Raw genomic sequence first — 19,383 nt, forward strand, 5'->3', positions numbered from 1 at the left:
CAGAATTTAGAGCGGGTCATTAGCTCAGTTGGTAGAGCAGTGGACTTTTAATCCATTGGTCGATGGTTCAAGTCCATCATGACCCACCACTTCTAATAAAACCACAACTTTCCCCATTATTTTATTTAAATCAGTTTCTTATTTTTATTTATAAACAGCATGCCCAGATAGCTGTTATTTGCCCGTGTATTCTCGTATAATTTGCCGTAATTAATGCACTGTAGATGAAGTGGTCGAGAACATGAGTCTAGCTCAAACTATTATGCCTGAAGGCTATATCTTTCCTCCTAAGCCAGCGCCGTTAACTAAAGACGAGCAAGGCGAATATAAAGCACGTATTAAACAACTACTGCAAGATAAAAATGCAGTGCTGGTAGCCCATTACTACACAGATCCTGAAATTCAGGCCCTTGCCGAAGAAACAGGGGGCTGCGTTGCCGACTCATTAGAAATGGCACGTTTTGGTGCTCGCCACGATGCCGATATGATCATCGTTGCAGGCGTACGTTTTATGGGTGAAACCGCTAAAATTTTAACGCCAAACAAAACCGTTGTTATGCCAACGCTAGAAGCAACCTGTTCGTTAGACATTGGTTGCCCTATTGATGAGTTTTCAGCGTTTTGCGATGAGCATCCAGATCGTAAAGTTGTCGTGTATGCAAACACCTCTACAGCGGTTAAAGCGCGTGCAGACTGGATTGTAACTTCATCGTGCGCACTTGAAATTGTAGAGCACCTAGATGAGCAAGGTGAAAAAATTATTTGGGGCCCAGATAAACACCTTGGTAGCTACATTCAAAAAAATACCGGCGCCGATATGATCATGTGGAACGGCGCATGTATCGTCCACGATGAATTTAAAACAAAAGCGCTTAAAGATATGAAAGCCCTGCACCCAGACGCAGGTGTATTGGTGCATCCAGAGTCACCGGCAGAAATAGTGGCACTGGCAGATGCGGTTGGCTCAACAAGCCAATTAATAAAAGCGGCGCAAACAATGGATAAAGAAAAGTTTATTGTAGCGACAGACCGCGGTATTTTTTACAAAATGCAGCAGCTATGCCCAGAAAAAGAGTTTTTTGCAGCCCCAACAGCCGGTGAAGGAGCGTCATGTAAAAGTTGTGCACATTGCCCGTGGATGGCAATGAATGGCTTAAAAGCGATTGAAGAAGCACTAATAGACCCACGTGGTAAAGAAGTGTTTGTAGATATGGACTTACGCGAAGGCGCACTCAAGTCACTTAATCGCATGTTAGATTTTACAGCCAACATGGCTAAGTAAACATCACTCTGTATAAAAACGGCTAAGCCCCCGGCTTTAGCCGTTTTTTTATGCCTAAAGTAAATTGCTGATTGATTATTAGGCACTTAACAGCACAAATTTAAAAATGCCTTGCACCTATGTAACCTATTTCATACTATAACGCGCTGTTGCACTGCAACACCGTGGAGGAATGGCTGAGTGGCTGAAGGCGCACGCCTGGAAAGTGTGTTTAGGTTAATCCCTAACGAGGGTTCGAATCCCTCTTCCTCCACCATTATTCGATATTAGGACGCCTCATGGCGTCCTTTTTTGCGCCTGCAATAAATTGACTAATTAACTACTAAACTGTAGTTATACTTGTTAGTTAAAAAGTTAAGTGTGGTTTGTGATAGAAAAAGCTTTAACCACTTTAAAATCACATGCAACAAAAAAATCTGTGCGTCTTATTATTTTTATCTGTGATATTTTCCCACCATTACTAATCCCCTATAAAATATTTAAGGAAGATCTATGCTTAATCAGTTAGTTTTTAACAATGGCGAGATAAGTGATAACTTTGCCAGCGTATTACTAAGTCATGACGATTTTAATCAGGTTACTGTTTTACAGGTTTATAAACACTATGAATTGGTTGTTTGCTCATGTGTTGAGGTTTTAGATCCGGACGATAAAACACTCGTAGGAAAGGAACTATTTAAATTAGTAGAAAATAATAGACTGAGCGCAGATGAGCTTATTGCTTTTTTACGAGGCGATGAGATAAACGCAGATAATGAACTTTATGAGTTTGAGTCTTGTGCTTGGTTTGAGTGGAGAAGTACAACAAATGATTGGGTAAGTGCTCCTTTTGATACTTTATTTGAGCATGCAGAGAAAAACATTGAATTACTAAATCAATTGAAAGATTAAAATTATAGTACAAGGAATAAGCTAAACTATAGTTTTATGTCACTAACGAAATTAAATACCCTAAAACTACGTCACGTTTTTTAGGCTAACATTAGATTCCTCTGCATCAAATACAAGGTAGCTTACGCGTATGAACTTACGAGTTTTAAAACACAATTTAGTAATATGTACAGTATTAGCAGGCGCCTCCCTCCCATCGTACGCTTCTTTTAGTGGGCTTACAGAGCAAGACGAATTTAATATTAAGCTAAGGTCAATTTACTTTGACCGCGATTACGATAACGACGCCAGCGACGACTCAACGTTTGCACAAGGCATAGAGCTCAATTATCAATCGGGCTATTTTAATGACTTAATTAGCATGGGTGTCTCTACTTATACCGTACTTAATTACAACTCAACCGGCAGCGCACAAAATAATATTTTACCCGCTGGGGATGAAAAAGGCGGCGTTGACGATAGTTTTTCAAAATTTGGTCAATATTTTATCGACGTTAAACTTGGCGACAATGGCCATGTAAAAATAGGCGGGCAAAAAACCAAAAGCATGCTGTTAAAAAGCTCAGGTAGCCGCGCAATTCCCAATACTTTTAGAGGCGTATTTGGTGACTACACGTTTGGTAATACCAAAGTATATGGTTACGCCTACGATAAATGGAGCCGCCGCCACGACGACAAGTGGGAAGATTTTTCTACCGACCAGTCAGATAACGGCGCAATTAGTGTTATTTGGGGTGTGGGCGCAAGCTACAAAAAAGATGCGCTAAAAATAGACGCGGAGTATTTAAACTCTCATGACTACTTATCAAAGCTTGGGCTTAAAGGCAGTTACGCTATTAAGCTCGATCAAAGTAAGTTAACCCTTTCAAGTGGCGTGTTTACCTCACAAGACGATGGCGATTTATTTGTAACCGGCGCAGAGGGGGGCGATTTAGATGATGAAGATGCAATCGATGCGGTTTCAGGCGTTACTAAAAGTGAAAACGATGGTTTTGCCTATTACCTAGATGCCAATTGGAAAAAAGATATTTGGACACTAGGCGCCGCATTTACCAAAGTGAACGATGCTTGGATTGAAGATAACTTTAGTGGCGATCACGGGACTAACCCGTTTCCCACGCGCTCATTGATTGGTGCCGATTTAACAAACCAAAATGAGTCAATTTGGCAGGCTCGCTTAGGTGTTGACCTAAAAGCAGTGGCACCCGGTTTAACCACAAAATTTTATTACACCAGCGGCAGCGATGCAGAAAATTCAAGCTTAGGTAAAGCAGGTGGCACAGCCGATGAAAAATATTGGGCTATTGATACACGCTACAAAGTAGCGGCTGTGAAAGGTTTAAGCCTACGTTGGTTATTTTTAGATTACACCACAGATGAAACTGGCAGTGTTGATGGTGTAAAAGGAGACCGAGCAGATCACCGTGTATATGTAGATTACACCATTAAATTTTAAGAACTACACCTTATTAAAATTTCAAAAGTAGAGATAAAGTTACACTATTAAAAATGCGGCTAAGTTGTATTCGTTTAAGCCGCATTTAAAACTGCCCCTAAATTAATACTTCCTCTTTTTAGGAATTTTTAACTGGCTTTCAAATTCATCAGGAAAAAGCACCGTGCCGTCGTCCTCTTCGGTAGGGAACACTGCAATCAGTAAGTCGTCTTCTTCGAGGCCGGGTGTCCAGCGGCTAAACCAATCTTTAGTCGGAATGGCCTTTGGTGTACAGCCTTCCCAGTCGCCCGTGGCCCAAGCTTGTGCAAAATCGCGGGTTGGCCACACGGGTACACAGTCGTCATCTTCGTTGGCAAGCATTACGCAGCCATCATCGTCGTTTAAAATCCATACTTGTTTGTACTGTTGTACGGTTTCAAACATAAAAGCGAGTCGTTTTTTTGCCCCTAGCCCTAAAATTACGGTTTGTTCTTCAGTCGCATTTGCAGTTGTCATAGTTGGCTCACTCTTTATTGCTTCAAATTTGAATTTTACTGTTATCAGTATATCGAGTTATGTGACAGTGTGTTGAAAAATTATTATTTAAATTCATCTTTGCAGATCTAATTTTAAGATTGAACAGTATAAGCTCTCATAAATTTGAGCGAGCATTCAAAATTGCCCTTGAATGTTGTTAAAAAGGCCGCATCTCAAATGCATACTCTTAATGAAGGATTTAACAATGACCACAGATTTACTGGCCCCGTATACATTAAACGACTCACTTGAACTTAAAAACCGCGTTTTAATGGCGCCTTTAACCCGCTGTATGGCTGATGATAATTTAGTACCCACACAAGATATGGTGGAGTATTATGCGCGCCGTGCCGATGCCGGTTTAATCATTAGCGAAGCCACTATTATTCGTCCAGATGCACAAGGCTACCCAAATACCCCGGGGTTATTTACCAGTGAGCAGATTCAAGGTTGGAAAAAAGTAACCGACGTCGTACACGCAAACGGCGGTAAAATGTTTGCTCAGCTTTGGCATGTTGGCCGTGTTGCTCACCCTCACTTTTTTGGCGGCGATGTATTAGCGCCATCGGCAATTGGTGTTGAAGGCTCTGTACCGCGTATGCGTGAGCTTACTTACATTACGCCAAAAGCGGCCACAAAGGATGATATTAATTCACTGATAGCCGACTTTGCTAAAGCGGCCGAAAACGCCATAGAAGCGGGCTTTGATGGCGTAGAAATTCATGGCGCTAATGGTTATTTAATTGATCAGTTTTTACATTACGCTGCGAATGAGCGCACAGATGAATACGGCCAAACACCTGAAAATATGGCGCGTTTTGCAATAGAGGTGACCGACGCGGTTATTAATGCAGTAGGTAATGAGCGTACGGCAATTAGGTTATCGCCAGGTGCTTATTTTAATATGGAAGAAGATAAGCGTGATAAAGCGGTATTTGATTATTTATTACCACAGCTAGATGCAAAAAAACTAGCCTATATTCATGGTGGCATTTTTGATGATAGCACCCAATTTGACTCATTAGAGGGCAAAACCACCTCGCAATATTTGCGTGCAAACACTAAAACCACCCTTGTAGGTGTAGGCAGCTACAGTTTTGATGATGCAAAACAAGCAATAAACAACGATAAGTTTGATTTAATTGCGATTGGTCGCCCGTTTATTGCCAACCCTGATTACATTAGCAAAGTGGCCAATAATGAAGAGCTTGTTGCTTATAGTGATGAAATGCTAGCTAAACTCTTCTAAGAATTTAATATTTATATATATAAATCAGCCTGGGTGTTTGCACTCAGGCTGACTTACAAATGACATAACAAAGCCATAAAAGTCCCACAATTTTTTAACACCTCTGTCAATAAACTTCATTTTTGTTGTAATAATACGACACCATACTGTGCCCGCTTTCATAACTACTTAAGATAATTAAAACCAAACGGGACAACAATGTACGCTTTAACCAATAAATCGATTTTGAGCATAGCAATTGCTATGGCTGTATCAACGTCAGCTTATGCAAATGATAACGAAATAGAAGAAATAACCGTTACTGCTAAACCAACCAGTTACGCAAATAATGTGATTGAGCCTGCAATGCTTGATCAACAAACAACGGTGTCGAGTGTGTTATCAGTTATTGATAACTTACCTGGCATTAGCATAAATGAAGGCGATGCATTTGGTGGCGATGACTGGTCTACCACTATTACTATGCGTGGTTTTAGTATTGACTCAAACCAGCAGCAATTAGGGATGACCATTGATGGTATTCCTAACGGTGGCTCAAACTATGGCGGGGGCGCTAAAGCAAACCGTTACCTAGATACCGAAAACCTAGCCACAGTAGAAGTAGGCCAGGGCACCTCAGATATTAAATCGGCCTCACTTGAAGCGCTTGGCGGTACATTTAATTTTGTAAGTAAAGCGCCAAGCCTTGATAAAAGCACCACTTTTGCTTACACCTCAGGTAGCCACGATGCGACCCGTTATTACGTTAAGCACGAAACCGGTACTATTTTTGATAATACACAAGCGTATGTAAGCTATTCACAAACCGATACTAGCCGTTGGATTGGCTCGGGTAGCAACGGCGGAAAAGATAACCAACACGCAGAGCTTAAATTTGTGACAACGCTCACAGATTTAACCATCACAGGGCGTTTATCTTACGATGATGTAAGCGAGACTAATTATAATAGTGTAAGCCTTGCACAATTTGAGCAAACGCCAGAGTGGGATCAGCTAACGTGGGACTGGACCGGCATTCCACATTACGACCAAATGTTTGCCGAGGGCTGGGGTACACTGCGTGAAAATACGTTAGCGTATTTAAAGTTTGAATATGCGCTTTCGCCCACATCGCTTATTACAGTGAGCCCTTATTATCATAAAAACTCGGGCCGAGGCGATTGGATCCCACCGTATTTAACAACTCCAGTAGATGAAAACGGCAACCCAACGACAGAGGGCGGCACTAACGCAGGCTCTTACGGTTTTGTAGATAGCGCAGGGAACGCACTGGCACCAAACGAAGGGTGTACGGCAAGTTTAAGCTGGCCGTGGGAGTCGGGCCCGGGTTTAAACCCGGCGTGTTACGATGACACCGCAATACCTGTTATGTCGTATCGTCATACGCATTACAAAAAAGACCGCTTGGGGGTTACTGCTAATTACCAAGCTACGTTTGGTATGCACGATATAGAAGCCGGTTTGTGGTATGAGCAAAGCGACCGTGATGAGTCTCGTGATTGGCACAAAGTGATTAATGCCAGTATTTATCATCACTTTGATAGCACGCCATACTGGACCCAGTATAAAAACACCTTTGAGACCGACACCCTTAAATGGTACGCGCAAGATTCAATGGCGCTTGGCGATTTCACGCTTAACGTAGGTGTTAAAAAGTACCTTGTTGATATTGAAAAGTACGACCATTATCAAAATGCCACAACTGCTAAAGTAAATAGCGATTCTGATATGTTGTTCAGTGGCGGTATTTTGTATCAGCTAAACAACTCAACTGAGCTATTTACTAGCTACAGCGAAAATTTTGCAGCTATTAAAGACGGTGTACTTGAGCGCGATAGCTCTGATTTATCAGCCATAGAGCCAGAAACTGCTGAAAACATTGATTTAGGTGTACGTTATCAAAATAACGCATTAAAACTGACTGCCACGGCGTATTCAATTGAATTTGATAACCGTATAACCTTTATTGCCCCTGGCAGTGATACCGGCGGTATTGATTACACAATAGGCACAAATGGCACTTACTTAAATGTAGGCGGCATTGAATCACAAGGTTTAGAGCTTTCGGCAAGTTACATGCTAAGCCCACAATGGAGCGTATACAGCTCGTACACAAATAACGACTCACAGTACAAAGGCGATGCTCCCGGATTTGAAGCCGGTGAAAAAGTAATAGACTCAGTAGATGACTTATTTGTGTTATCGACCGATTACTTTAGCGATGATTTCCGCTTTGGCTTATCGGCTAAATATACCGCTGAGCGCGGCGAAGTTGATGGCTATACCGTGGTTGATTTAAACGCAGGTTACGCCACCGATATAAACGCAGGACCATTTAAAGCGATAGATGTTGCCTTTGTTGTTTATAACATTACTGATAAAAGTTACTTAGCCGGTGGTACGGGCAACGGCAGCACTTACTTTATTGGTGCGCCACGTACAGCAGCACTGACGTTATCGGCTACGTTTTAAGCCAATGAACCCGTTTTAAGCCCATCAATGATGGGCTTTTTTTATTAATAGCCATAGATTAAAACTAATGTATGGCTGTATCGAGATTTTAAAATGAAGCAGTTAGTAAAACCTATTACACACGCCGCATTAGCATTAGGGCTAGCGTTTAGCGCAAACAGTATTGCAGCCCCTTCTAAAATTTTATTTGGCTCGTGTGGGCATCAAGATAAAGACATTCCAATATTTGACACCATTAATAAAGAGCAGGGCGATTTATTTATATTTTTAGGTGACAATGTTTACGGCGACACCAACGATATGACGGTACTTGCCAATAAGTACCAAAAATTAGGTGCAAAACCAGGCTTTAAAACACTAAAAGCGAATACCCCAATCATTGCGATGTGGGACGATCACGATTTTGGTCAAAACGATATTGGTAAAGATTACCCACATAAAGAGCAATCTCGCCAAATTATGCTCGATTTTTGGGGCGAGCCTAAACGCTCACCCAGACGCACCCGCACGGATGGCATTTACACGTCGTATATGTATGGCGAGGATGAGCAAACCGTACACGTTATTATGCCCGATTTACGCTGGAACCGTGATGCACTTAACCACGTAAGCGAGCTTGAATATTACACCAAGCGTAAGCTTAATAACCAAGGCCCGTATAGCCCAACAGAGGTGAAAGGCGCCTCTATGCTAGGTGAGACGCAGTGGCAATGGCTTGAGCAAGAGCTTAAAAAGCCTGCGGCTGTAAAGTTGATTGCCTCAAGCTTGCAATTATTACCCGATTTTACAGGGTGGGAGTCGTGGGCTAACTTCCCAGAGGATCGTAACCGTTTATTTGCGTTAATTAAAAAGCACCAAGTGAATGGGGTTATTATCATCAGCGGTGATACTCACTGGGGCGAAATATCAAAGTACCAGCAAAACCTTGATTACCCTTTAATAGAAATGACCAGCTCAGGTCTTACTGAAAAGTGGAAAGACGTCAGCCCAAATAAACACCGCGTTGGCGATTACACCCACAATGTGAATTACGGTGATTTAAGCATAGATTGGCAGCAAGCCGACCCCGCTATTTCACTTAAGCTTAAAGGGATAGATGGTAAAGTGATTATGCAAAGCGCATTTAGCTTATCAAGCATTAGCCCTTATAAATAAAATGGCCTGACAAATTAAACACACAGTGTTTAAAATTAACGCTGTGTGTTTAATCCACCTGCTAACTCGCTGATTTATTAGTGCCAATTTACGGATTGCGCTACCCCTATAAATGAAAATATCTTAAACTGGTTTTACTTCAAGTAAGGACTCCAGTTGTATGCTCAATATTATTCAATCAAACCGTATGGAAGCGCTGCAAGCTCAGTTTAATCAGCTGTTAAAAGTAAACCCGCTGCAAAGCCCATTCGATAAAGAAGTGGTATTAGTGCAATCGCCGGGTATGTCACAGTGGCTAAAAATTGGTTTAAGCGAAAACCTAGGCATAGCCGCGCAGGTCGATTTTCCGCTGCCATCGAGCTTTATATGGCAGTTGTACCAACAGTTATTGCCCAATGTGCCTAAAGAGTCGGCATTTAATAAGCCTAACCTTGCTTGGAAATTATTTGCAATACTGCCCAGTTGTATAAATGAGCCGCTTTATTTGCCGCTAAAAACGTATTTAGAGGGTGATATAGACGGGCAAAAAACCTTTGCGCTGTGCGAAAAAATTGCCGATGTGTACGATCAATACTTAATGTACCGGCCGCATTGGATTGCCACTTGGGATAGCGGAAAAGACGAACTTGACGATGTTGATGTAAGCATTGCCCCATGGCAGCCCGACTTATGGCGAAAGCTGGTGGCGCACAGTAAAGCACTTGGGCAAAGCCAATTTCATCGTGCCAACATGCAAGGGCAGTTACTTGCAGCCCTTGAAAATATGGATAATAGCTTACTACCTAAGCGCATTAGTTTATTTGGTATATCGGCGATTGCCAGCTCACAGCTTGAGGTGTTTGAAGCGCTGAGCAAAAAAACAGAGGTGTTTTTATTCTTTTTTAACCCGAGTGAGCACTATTGGGGCGATGTGGTTGATGAAAAAACAGCAGCCAAAATAAATGCCAAATACGCCAAAATGCCGCTTTTAGAAGCGCAGCAAAAAAAACAAGCTAACCCTGACGAAGAATACTACTTTATAGGCAACCCGTTGTTATCGTCGTGGGGAAAACTAGGGCGCGATTACTTTGAGCAACTCGTACAACTTGATGCGCGCTGGATTGATGGCTTTATAGATGCATTTGACGATAGTTTACTGGGTCAAATTCAAAGTGAGATTTACCAACTGGCATTTAAAGGTGAGTCGCTTACCGATAATAAAGAGTGGTTTATAAATGATGAGGGCAAGCTGCCCATTAGCGACACTGACACCAGTATTACCCTAAGCGATTGCCATACACCGCTTAGAGAAGTTGAGCGCTTGCACGACTATTTACTTACTTTGTTTAATCAAAATCCGTCGCTCACTCCCAAAGACATTATTGTAATGATGCCAGATGTAGGTACGTACAGCCCGTACATTGAAGCGGTATTTGGCGGCGCGCAAAACACCAGCCGCTTTATTCCTTATGCTTTGGCCGATTTAGCCATAGAGCAAGAAAAACCTGTGCTTAGCTCGTTTGCCAGCTTGGCCAATTTGCCGTTTTCACGTTTTGGTGTATCGGATATTCTCGACTTACTGCAAGTAACACAAATTGCCGAAAAATTTGGCCTTGAAGCGCACGAGTACGAGCAAATTCAATATTGGCTTGAGCGAGTTGGCGTAAAGTGGGGTATAAATGCCGAGCATAAAAGCAGCTTTGATTTACCCGCAATAGATTTAAATACCTGGCAGCATGGTTTAAATCGTTTACTGCTAGGCATAGCCCAGCGCGACGAGCAATGCCCGTTTAACGGCATTTACAGTGCCGATGAAGTAGAGGGCATGGCGCTTGATACCCTTAATAAGTTAGTGCATTTTATTGATGTACTGCAGCGCTTTAAGGATGAGCTAACCCCTGATGATACGCTTAGTAATAAAGCGGATATTTTATCTGAGCTCATAAATGCTATTTATTACAACGAAGGCGACGACAGCTGGGATTTACTGGTACTGCAAACTGTTTTAGAGGAACTTAAAAAACACCACGATAATGGCGATTACGATAAAGCTGTTTCGCAGCGTATTGTAAGCTACCTGATAAAACAAGGCATTCAAGAAAAAGGCGTAGGGCAGCGCTTTTTAGTGGGGCAAGTTAACTTTTGTACACTAATGCCTATGCGCGCCGTGCCGTTTAAAGTGGTGTGTATGCTTGGCTTAAACGATGCCGACTACCCACGTACAGTGCAGCCAATAGGGTTTGACTTAGTACCGTATTCTAAAAAACAAAAAGGTGACCGTTCACGTAAATTAGATGACCGTTACTTGTTTTTAGAAGCTTTATTGAGTGCCCGCGACAATTTATACATAAGTTACATTGGCCGTTCGTGCTTTGACAACCAACCGCGTATGCCCTCGACCTTAGTAAGCGAGCTTTTAGAGTACATAGGCCGCAGCTTTGTGCTTACAAATGACAGCGAAAAAACGTTGCCTGAGTGTTTAATTAATCAACAGCACTTACAGCCTTTTAATCGTGCGTATTACACAGCAGACACTGAAGCCGATACAAAGCTGAGTAATCACAGTTTTAATCCTATTTGGCTGCCAAGCGAGCGCATTGACGCGCAGCCACTAACAGCCATTGATGTAATAGCGCCCGCGCAATTAGAGCTTGATGTATTTATTCGCAGTGTGTGCAACGCACAAGAGAGCTTTTACCAGCAAACATTAGGTTTACGCCTACCCGAATTTAGCGAAGTAGCAAAAGATGAAGAGCCTTTTAGCCTAGATGCGCTGCGCCGTTATTTTTACCTTGATGAAATACTTGAGGCCAACATTAATGAGCAACCTTTAAGTACAGAGCAAATATTGCAACGAGGGGAGCTGCCTCAAGCCAATGTGGGCAGTTTAGTGTATGAGAGCATGGCGCACCGAGTAGATGCATTAGCCGGGCAAGTAAAAGAGCATATTAAAAGCGGCAAAACCGACCCCCTTGAGGTGTCTTTGCGCATAGAAAATACCATCATTGAGGGCTGGCTTAATCATATTTACCTTCAAAAACAAGTGTTTTACCGAAGTGCCAGTATAAAGGCCAAAGACTTAATTAAAGGCTTTATATATCACCTTGTTGCACAAAGTATGAAGCAAAATGTAGAAACCTTGTTACTGGGGCTCGATAAGCAAATTAGCTTTGCACCGCTGAGTAAACATGAGGCCGATGCCTTACTCAGTGATTGGTTTGAACTATATAAAGCCCTGCGCAAAGAGCCGGTGGCATTTTATCCGGTAAGTGGCTATGAATATGTTAAAAGTGGTGGCGATATTAGTAAAGCTATTAGCAAGTTTAACCCACAATACATAGGACGCGGCGAGGGCGAAAACCCGTATATTCGTTTAACGGTGCAATCGCTTAATGACTGCCAAGAAGAATTTATTAAGTGGAGCGAAAAATTACTCTCCCCATTACATGCACATGCAAAGGAGAGTGACCATGCAAGCGCTTAATCCGCTAACAATGCCGTTAAAAGGGCAAAGTTTAATAGAAGCCAGTGCGGGAACAGGTAAAACCTACACCATTACCGGGCTTTATTTACGTTATTTATTAGGCTTGCAAATACCAGGGCAGATAAACACCCCGTTAAGTGTTGAGCAAATACTTGTAGTTACCTTTACCGATGCTGCAACACAAGAAATTAAAGACCGCGTGCGCAGCCGTATTATTGCTGCGCGCGATGCATTACTTGGCCAAAGCCCAAACGATGAATTAATAGCAGGTATAATAGCCGCAGTAGATGACAAACACCGCGCCTTTGATTTACTCGATGCCGCGGCTAAATCTATGGACGAAGCCGCTATATTTACCATTCATGGCTTTTGCCAACGCATGTTAAAGCAACATGCGTTTGAATCGGGCGTTGCCTTTAACCTTGAGTTTATTTTAGATGAGCGCGATATCCTACTCGACACGATTAAGGATTTTTGGCGCGCCTTTGTATACCCACTTAATAAAGAACGCACTGATGCCATTTTAGAGGTGTTTGCAGCCCCTGAATCGCTATTTAGTCAAGTCAGTAGTGTGCTAAATAAAGCCAATGCGAACATAGTGCCGCAAATAAACTTAGATGACGTATTTAAAGCTCGCGATGAGTACATTGCTAAAGTACCCGCTTTTAAAAAAGCAGTGCTGGAGCAAGAGTTTATAGCTGCAATAAAGGGCACGGGTTTAAGTGGCTCTAAAACACCTGGGCGAAAAGGCAGTTTAACGGCCCTAGAAGCATTTTGTTTAGGTGATGAGTTATTTTTTGAATTTGGCACCAATAAATACTCGTTTGAGGTGTGGAGCAGTGAAAACTTAAGTGATGCCAGTAATTATAAAAAAAATCAGCCATTATTTAGCCACCCTCTGCTTAGCCTGTTTGATGAGCTTAGCGCACTTAATACTAAAATTAATCAGGGCCTTAAAATTGCCGTTGTACAAACCGCGGCTCGGTGGGTTAAACAGGCAATTGTAAAACGTAAGCAAGAGCAAAGTGTGATCACCCCAGATGATTTACTGACTAACTTACACAGTGCTTTAAATGCAGAGCAGGGCGAGGCTTTATCGCAAAAAATAGCGCAGTTATTTCCTGTTGCCATGATTGATGAGTTTCAAGATACCGATCCAATTCAGTACGGCATTTTTAGTAAAATATACGGCCAAGAAAACACCACACTGGCCATGATAGGTGACCCAAAACAGGCTATTTATGGTTTTAGGGGCGCTGATATTTTTACCTATATTGGCGCAAAAGAGTCGGTAGAGCCTGAGCAGCAATTTACGTTAGGTACTAATTTTCGCTCAAGCACCGATATAGTAAACAGTGTAAACAGCTTGTTTTCTAAACATGCCAATAGCTTTATTTATAACGATGCCATACCGTTTAACGCAGTAGCAGCAAAAGGCAAAAAAGCCGATGAAACATTTACAATCGATGGCAAACCTGCCACCGCGTTTGAATTTAATGTATTTGTAGATGACGCTGCAGATGAAAAAAACAAACCCACCAGCAAAGGCGTTGGGCAAGGGCATTTGGCCAGCTATTTTGCTAATAAAATAGTGACATTGCTTGAGCAAGCCGAGCAAGGACGAGCGTGCATAGGTAAGCATAAGGTGACCGCAGCCGATATTTGTATATTAGTGCGCGACCGTGTAGAAGCGCAAATAATGAAAAAAGCACTGAGCAATGCCAATATTGCTAGCGTGTATTTATCGCGTGACAGTGTGTTTAGCCAAGAGCTTAGCCACCATTTACTTAACTTTTTAACCGCATTGCATGGGCAATATAACGAGTCGTTACTGCGCGGCGTATTAGCAGGGCCATTATTTTGTTTAAGCTATAACGAAATTTACGCCCTTGCTGATGATGAAAATAAATGGCAGGAGCACTTAAACTTTTTTGCGCAACTTAGCCATATTTGGAACAAACAAGGTGCAATGGCCATGCTTGAGCGCTTGTTAAGTCATAATCAGCTGAGCGCTAAGTGGCAAGGGCTTGGCTATAACGTTGAGCGTTGGTTAACCGACTTCAGGCACTTAGGTGAAATACTGCAGCAAAAGCAAATTGAGCTAGAAGGTACGTTACGTTTACTGCGTTGGTTTGCACAAAAGGTTAGCCAGCAAGATGGCGAAGCTGTACAAGTACGCCTAGAGAGTGATGCCAACTTAGTTAAAATAGTAACTATGCATGCCTCAAAAGGGCTTGAATATCCGCTGGTATTTATGCCTTTTGCTAGTGGCTATCGCGAAACTAAAGACGCGCTTTATCATCAAAACGGCCAGTTAGTTTACGATTTAAGTAAAAACGAAGACGCCTTAGCACAAGCCGAGCAAGAACGCTTAGCTGAAGACTTACGCTTACTCTATGTTGCGCTTACCCGCGCGGTACATTTTTGTGCACTTGGGGTGTATAACATAGGGCAAGGGCAAAGCAGCCGCTTGGCTATACAAAGTAGTGCATTAGGGCATGTGCTATTTGCAGGGCTTGAGCTTACAAGTAGCCAAACGTGGCGCACCCACTTACGTGAATTTTGCGACGCACACGCTGAAATGCGTTACCAGCAATTTACCGCTGAGCAATTAGCCGAGCAAGGACAGTTAACACTTAATAACGCAGTGCAGCAGAGCCAAGCGTTAAAAGTGAATACAGTTACAGCCAACATAGAGCGAGATTGGCGAGCAACCAGCTTTAGTGCGCTGAGCTTTAAAAAGCACACCGATCATATTGAACCTGGGCGCAGCGATGAAGATCATGAAAAAGATGAATTTGCTAACAGCCAAGATGAAGTACCATCGCCTTATAGTTTTCCCAAGGGGGCAAAACCGGGTAGCTGTTTGCATGAAATTTTTGAGCAAATAGACTTTACCAGTGCACGAGTACACCCGACTAATCCAGAGCAAAATTTAGCAGAGGTAGTTAAACAGGCGCTTGATAAATACCATATTAGCGAAAGCTGGCAACACGTAACCGAGCAATGGGTACTTGATTCGTTAACCTGCCCCTTAAACAATGAGGGATTAAGCTTAAGCCAATTAGCCCCCGCAGATTGCCTAGTCGAAATGGAATTTAATTTACCTTTAGATAGTTTAAGCGCGCCTAAATTAAACGAAATACTGGTAAAACATTTTGGTTTTACCCAGAGCAAACTCGAATTCTCTCATGTAAAAGGCCTTTTAAAGGGTTTTATAGATTTAATTTTTTGCTATCAAGGTAAGTATTATATTTTAGATTATAAGTCTAATTACTTAGGCAATACGCCCGCTGACTATGATAGCGATATGCTAGCGCAAGCCATGAATAGCCATCAGTATCATTTACAGTATTTAATTTATAGCGTTGCGCTGCACCGATTACTTAAACAACGCATTAGTGATTATGCAATAGAAACCCATTTAGGCGGGGTTTATTATACTTTTTTACGCGGCATGCCGGCAGGCAAAGGGGTGTATTTTAATAAGCTCACCGCAGAGCAAATCACACTATTAGATGGCTTATTTAGCCAAGGAGCCATGTTATGAGTGACTACCCTATGCAGCAAAGCTTGTTTGATGAGCCGCCAGCACCCGTACAGCCGTTAAATACGGTGAAGTTGCTTGACTACTTATTAGATGAAAAACGCATAAGAATGGTAGATGTAAAGCTTGCCTTAATGCTGTGTGATAATCAGCAAAACGACGTGTTTTATATAGTGTTATTGCTGTGTTTAGCACAGCAAAGCCAGCATAGCTGTTTAACATTAAAAGAAGTCGACTGGCAAAACCCGTTTAATTTACGCCAAAGCGACTTCACTAAAACTGAGGGCAATGTACCAAATATTACATCGCCTTTTAACGAAGCCTTTACCTACCTCGATGCGCTTAGCTGTTTAAGCGCCCATAACAGTGTGGGCGAGGCCAAACCCTTACAGTTATTTAACGAGCGGCTTTATTTTGCGCGCCTTGCTGAGTACGAACATACTTTAGCTACGCGTTTACTCGCGATGAGTGAGCGCCATTTAAATATAAATACCCAGTTACTCAGCCAGCTATTAAGTGACTACTTTGTAGATAATTCAGCGCTTACCATAGATTGGCAAAAAGTGGCCTGTGCAATTGCTGCAACAAAAGGCTTTAGCGTTATAACAGGCGGGCCAGGGACCGGTAAAACCACCACAGTAACAAAGCTGTTGGCAATTTTGCAGTCGCTTTATAAAAGTGCGCCTTTAAGTATTAAGCTAGTGGCGCCTACAGGTAAAGCCGCAGCACGTTTAAGTGAATCAATTTTAGGTGCCAAACAAAAGCTTGAAATTATTCCAGATGATATTAAGGCCTTAATTCCTGATAGTGCGCAAACTATTCACCGACTTTTAGGGGTTAAACCCTTTACCAATAAATTTAAGCATAACCGCACAAACCCGCTGCATTTAGATGTACTGATTATTGATGAAGCCAGCATGGTTGATTTATCACTCATGGCTAAATTAATAGAGGCACTGCCTACCCATGCGCGTTTGATATTACTTGGCGATAAAGACCAACTTGCCTCGGTAGATACCGGCAGTGTAATGAGTGATTTATGCCAGGGGTTAGCACTAGGTGAAACGCCTAATTACTCACAAGCGCGATGTGATGAGCTTAATGCGTTATGTTTTAAAGGAGAGGCTAAATTAGCGGCGCCTGGGCATAGCGAATTTAAACTAGCTGATTGCATTGCGTTTTTACAACACAGCTACCGGTTTGATGCACAAAGTGGCATTGGCCAGCTTGCGCTGGCGGTTAATACTAACCATAACGGTATTTTAAAATACGTAGAGCAACAAAGCACACAAGGGCAATTTAACGATGTTATTTTAGATTATGACTTTGTTGCAAAACCCATAGAAAAATTAATAAACAGTGCTGCTAAGCATTACGCCCATTATTTAAATTTAATCGCGCAGGGGGCAAGTGTTGCAGATGTTCACGCGGCGTTTTCCCAATATCAATTATTAGCGGCCGTTCGTGAGGGTGATTACGGCGTAAATAGCTTAAACAGCCGCATTGAGCGAGCACTTGCGCAACAAGGGTTAATATCGGTGAGCCCAAATCAGCGTCATTACAGTGGTATGCCCATTATGGTGAGCCAAAACGATTATCAACTTAAGTTGTTTAATGGGGATATTGGTATTTTAATGCCTGATGAAAGCGGGCAGTTAAAAGCATTATTTATTGATGAGCAAAACAATGTACGGGCGTTTTCACCTGCACGCCTACCTGCTCACGATAAAGTGTATGTAATGACCATACATAAATCGCAGGGCTCAGAGTTTAGTTATACCGCTATGGTTTTACCGCCTTTAAAGCAAGCTAGTATGGGTATAAATCGCCAGCTGGTATACACAGGCATAACCCGCGCAAAAAACACCTTTGAGCTGGTGGCCGATAAAAAAGTGCTGCAATTAGCCATGAGCAAAAGCGTATCAAGAGCCTCAGGGTTGTATGAGCGTTTAAAATACTAATACCTATTTATATTTTAGGGTTCAACTAAATACTAAAAACCTAACGTATTTTTATGCGTTAGGTTTTTTAGCTTTAGTGGGTATGTGTTAATAATACTAAATATTGCAATTATTTGAATTTAAGTAACTGTATATACAGATAATATAGATTTAGCTGAATTTAAATGATAATAAATTGTTGCATTTTTGAGCGTTGTTCCTAATACTGGTCAATGCATGTGCGCCTGCACATGTGTAAATGAATACCTTAAGTACATAGGCATAAAAATAAAACACTGAACACATTAAGGATTTATATGAACAACAATAAACGCACACACACGCTTAAATACTTACTTTGCGCCGGTTTAGCCGCATTAATGAGTTTTTCGGCAGCAAGTAAAGATCACAAAATTATACTTATTCACGGCTTGCAGGTATCGCAAATAACCAATAAGTCGGGCAGCGATGTAGTAAATGACGGTGAAACTTATTGGCAAACCTATTGGAACAACCGAGCAGATGAGCGAATTGATTGGCCTGCCTACGAGCGAGTTGAAGGTAAAATAGCAACAGATTGGGTTTGGCCTAAATTAAAGCAATTATCGCGCTCAAACTTATGTGCTGATGGCTGTGTATTAGTGACACACTCAACGGGGGATTTAATTGCACGCCATATTATTGATAACCAAGCAAACTGGTTAGAAAACGCAGGGCTTACTCCACTTAATATTGTTGCTACATTTGATTTAGCCGGTGCTGGTGGCGGTAGTGAGCTTGCTGATATTGCTGTAAGCGCACTAACCGGTGCCTCATGGAATTTTGCTATAGATGCAGCACTTAGATGGTGGCTAGGAAGCGATGTTACTGAAGCGGTTGGTGTGTTACATGATTTAAAAGTAAATAACGCGCGTAAAATTTCTCCATTTCCAGATGCGCGTACACCTCGTTTACGTTTTGTTGCTGACGGTAATGAATACTTAGGGATCACAGGCGCATTTTTAAAAGGTAATGACGATTCGGTTGTTGCGTCGCACTCATCATGCGGTGCAAGCTCAGCGCGTTCATTTGGTAGCTGTAGTAGCAGTATAGATACTGATGGTCGATTAAAATCGCAAGGTGATGCCGTTAATAGCTTTATGCCGCACCATTACCCAATGATGATGAGCGACAGCTATAGCCACAACGAAATTCATAACGCGCAGCGCAAAGGCAATGTCACGATTGCGATGAACAATATAAATGTAGATGGTCAAAATGTGGGCTTTAATACATTTGATAAAACAACGGGTACTTGGTTTTGGAAAAAACACTACCGCTATATTAAGGATTCAAACACGCAAAGTGCCTCGGCACTTATTTATAACGTGATCCCTTAATAAGTACCTAAATTTTTAAGCGCGTTAGGTATT

Annotated in this window: 11 protein-coding genes and 2 tRNA genes; 12 read left to right on the forward strand and 1 reads right to left on the reverse strand. The window is 42.0% G+C overall.

From position 1 onward, the window contains the following. The first annotated feature begins 13 nt into the window (after nt 1-13). The 5 genes from AN393_RS13415 to AN393_RS13435 all read left to right on the forward strand — a co-directional run bounded on the left by AN393_RS13415 (nt 14) and on the right by AN393_RS13435 (nt 3,629). A tRNA-Lys gene (locus AN393_RS13415) sits at nt 14-89 on the forward strand. A 152-nt stretch (nt 90-241) separates the two neighbouring features. Beyond that, a complete protein-coding gene (gene nadA, locus AN393_RS13420) occupies nt 242-1,282 on the forward strand; it encodes a quinolinate synthase NadA (RefSeq protein ID WP_055015705.1) in 1,041 nt (346 codons plus the stop codon). A 166-nt stretch (nt 1,283-1,448) separates the two neighbouring features. After that, nucleotides 1,449-1,538: transfer RNA gene (locus tag AN393_RS13425), tRNA-Ser, on the forward strand. A gap of 236 nt (nt 1,539-1,774) precedes the next feature. Next, nucleotides 1,775-2,173, forward strand: a complete 399-nt coding sequence (locus tag AN393_RS13430; RefSeq protein ID WP_055018351.1) for a hypothetical protein — start codon at nt 1,775-1,777, stop codon at nt 2,171-2,173. A gap of 130 nt (nt 2,174-2,303) precedes the next feature. Then, entirely contained in the window at nt 2,304-3,629 is a 1,326-nt protein-coding gene (locus AN393_RS13435) for an OprD family outer membrane porin (protein ID WP_055018352.1), read from the forward strand. Nucleotides 3,630-3,731: 102 nt separating this feature from the next. Here AN393_RS13435 and AN393_RS13440 read toward each other — a convergent pair whose 3' ends face one another. After that, on the reverse strand, nt 3,732-4,124 hold the full coding sequence (locus tag AN393_RS13440) for a DUF2750 domain-containing protein (RefSeq protein ID WP_055015682.1): 393 nt from the start codon (nt 4,122-4,124) through the stop codon (nt 3,732-3,734). A gap of 226 nt (nt 4,125-4,350) precedes the next feature. On the opposite strand from AN393_RS13440, the gene AN393_RS13445 reads away from it, so the two are divergent. The 7 genes from AN393_RS13445 to AN393_RS13475 all read left to right on the forward strand — a co-directional run bounded on the left by AN393_RS13445 (nt 4,351) and on the right by AN393_RS13475 (nt 19,350). Beyond that, a complete protein-coding gene (locus tag AN393_RS13445; protein WP_055018353.1) occupies nt 4,351-5,394 on the forward strand; it encodes an alkene reductase in 1,044 nt (347 codons plus the stop codon). Between the two features lie 198 nt (nt 5,395-5,592). Next, entirely contained in the window at nt 5,593-7,866 is a 2,274-nt protein-coding gene (locus tag AN393_RS13450; protein WP_055018354.1) for a TonB-dependent receptor domain-containing protein, read from the forward strand. A 93-nt stretch (nt 7,867-7,959) separates the two neighbouring features. Beyond that, nucleotides 7,960-9,021: an alkaline phosphatase D family protein gene (locus tag AN393_RS13455; RefSeq protein ID WP_055018355.1), complete on the forward strand. Its 1,062-nt coding sequence runs from the start codon at nt 7,960-7,962 to the stop codon at nt 9,019-9,021. A gap of 160 nt (nt 9,022-9,181) precedes the next feature. After that, nucleotides 9,182-12,484 carry an exodeoxyribonuclease V subunit gamma gene (recC, locus tag AN393_RS13460; RefSeq protein ID WP_055018356.1) on the forward strand — a complete coding sequence of 1,101 codons (3,303 nt, stop codon included), beginning with the start codon at nt 9,182-9,184 and terminating at the stop codon, nt 12,482-12,484. Further along, nucleotides 12,471-16,034, forward strand: coding sequence for an exodeoxyribonuclease V subunit beta (gene recB / locus AN393_RS13465; protein WP_055018357.1), 3,564 nt, complete (start codon nt 12,471-12,473; stop codon nt 16,032-16,034). Before recC ends, recB begins: the two co-directional genes overlap by 14 nt. Further along, the gene (recD, locus tag AN393_RS13470) at nt 16,031-17,992 is read left to right on the forward strand and encodes an exodeoxyribonuclease V subunit alpha (RefSeq protein ID WP_055018358.1); all 1,962 of its coding nucleotides are present in this window, start codon (nt 16,031-16,033) and stop codon (nt 17,990-17,992) included. Before recB ends, recD begins: the two co-directional genes overlap by 4 nt. Nucleotides 17,993-18,288: 296 nt before the next feature. Next, nucleotides 18,289-19,350: a hypothetical protein gene (locus AN393_RS13475; protein WP_055018359.1), complete on the forward strand. Its 1,062-nt coding sequence runs from the start codon at nt 18,289-18,291 to the stop codon at nt 19,348-19,350. Nucleotides 19,351-19,383 lie beyond the last annotated feature (33 nt).

Source organism: Pseudoalteromonas sp. P1-25 (genome assembly GCF_001401805.1).
Classification (GTDB): Bacteria; Pseudomonadota; Gammaproteobacteria; order Enterobacterales; family Alteromonadaceae; genus Pseudoalteromonas.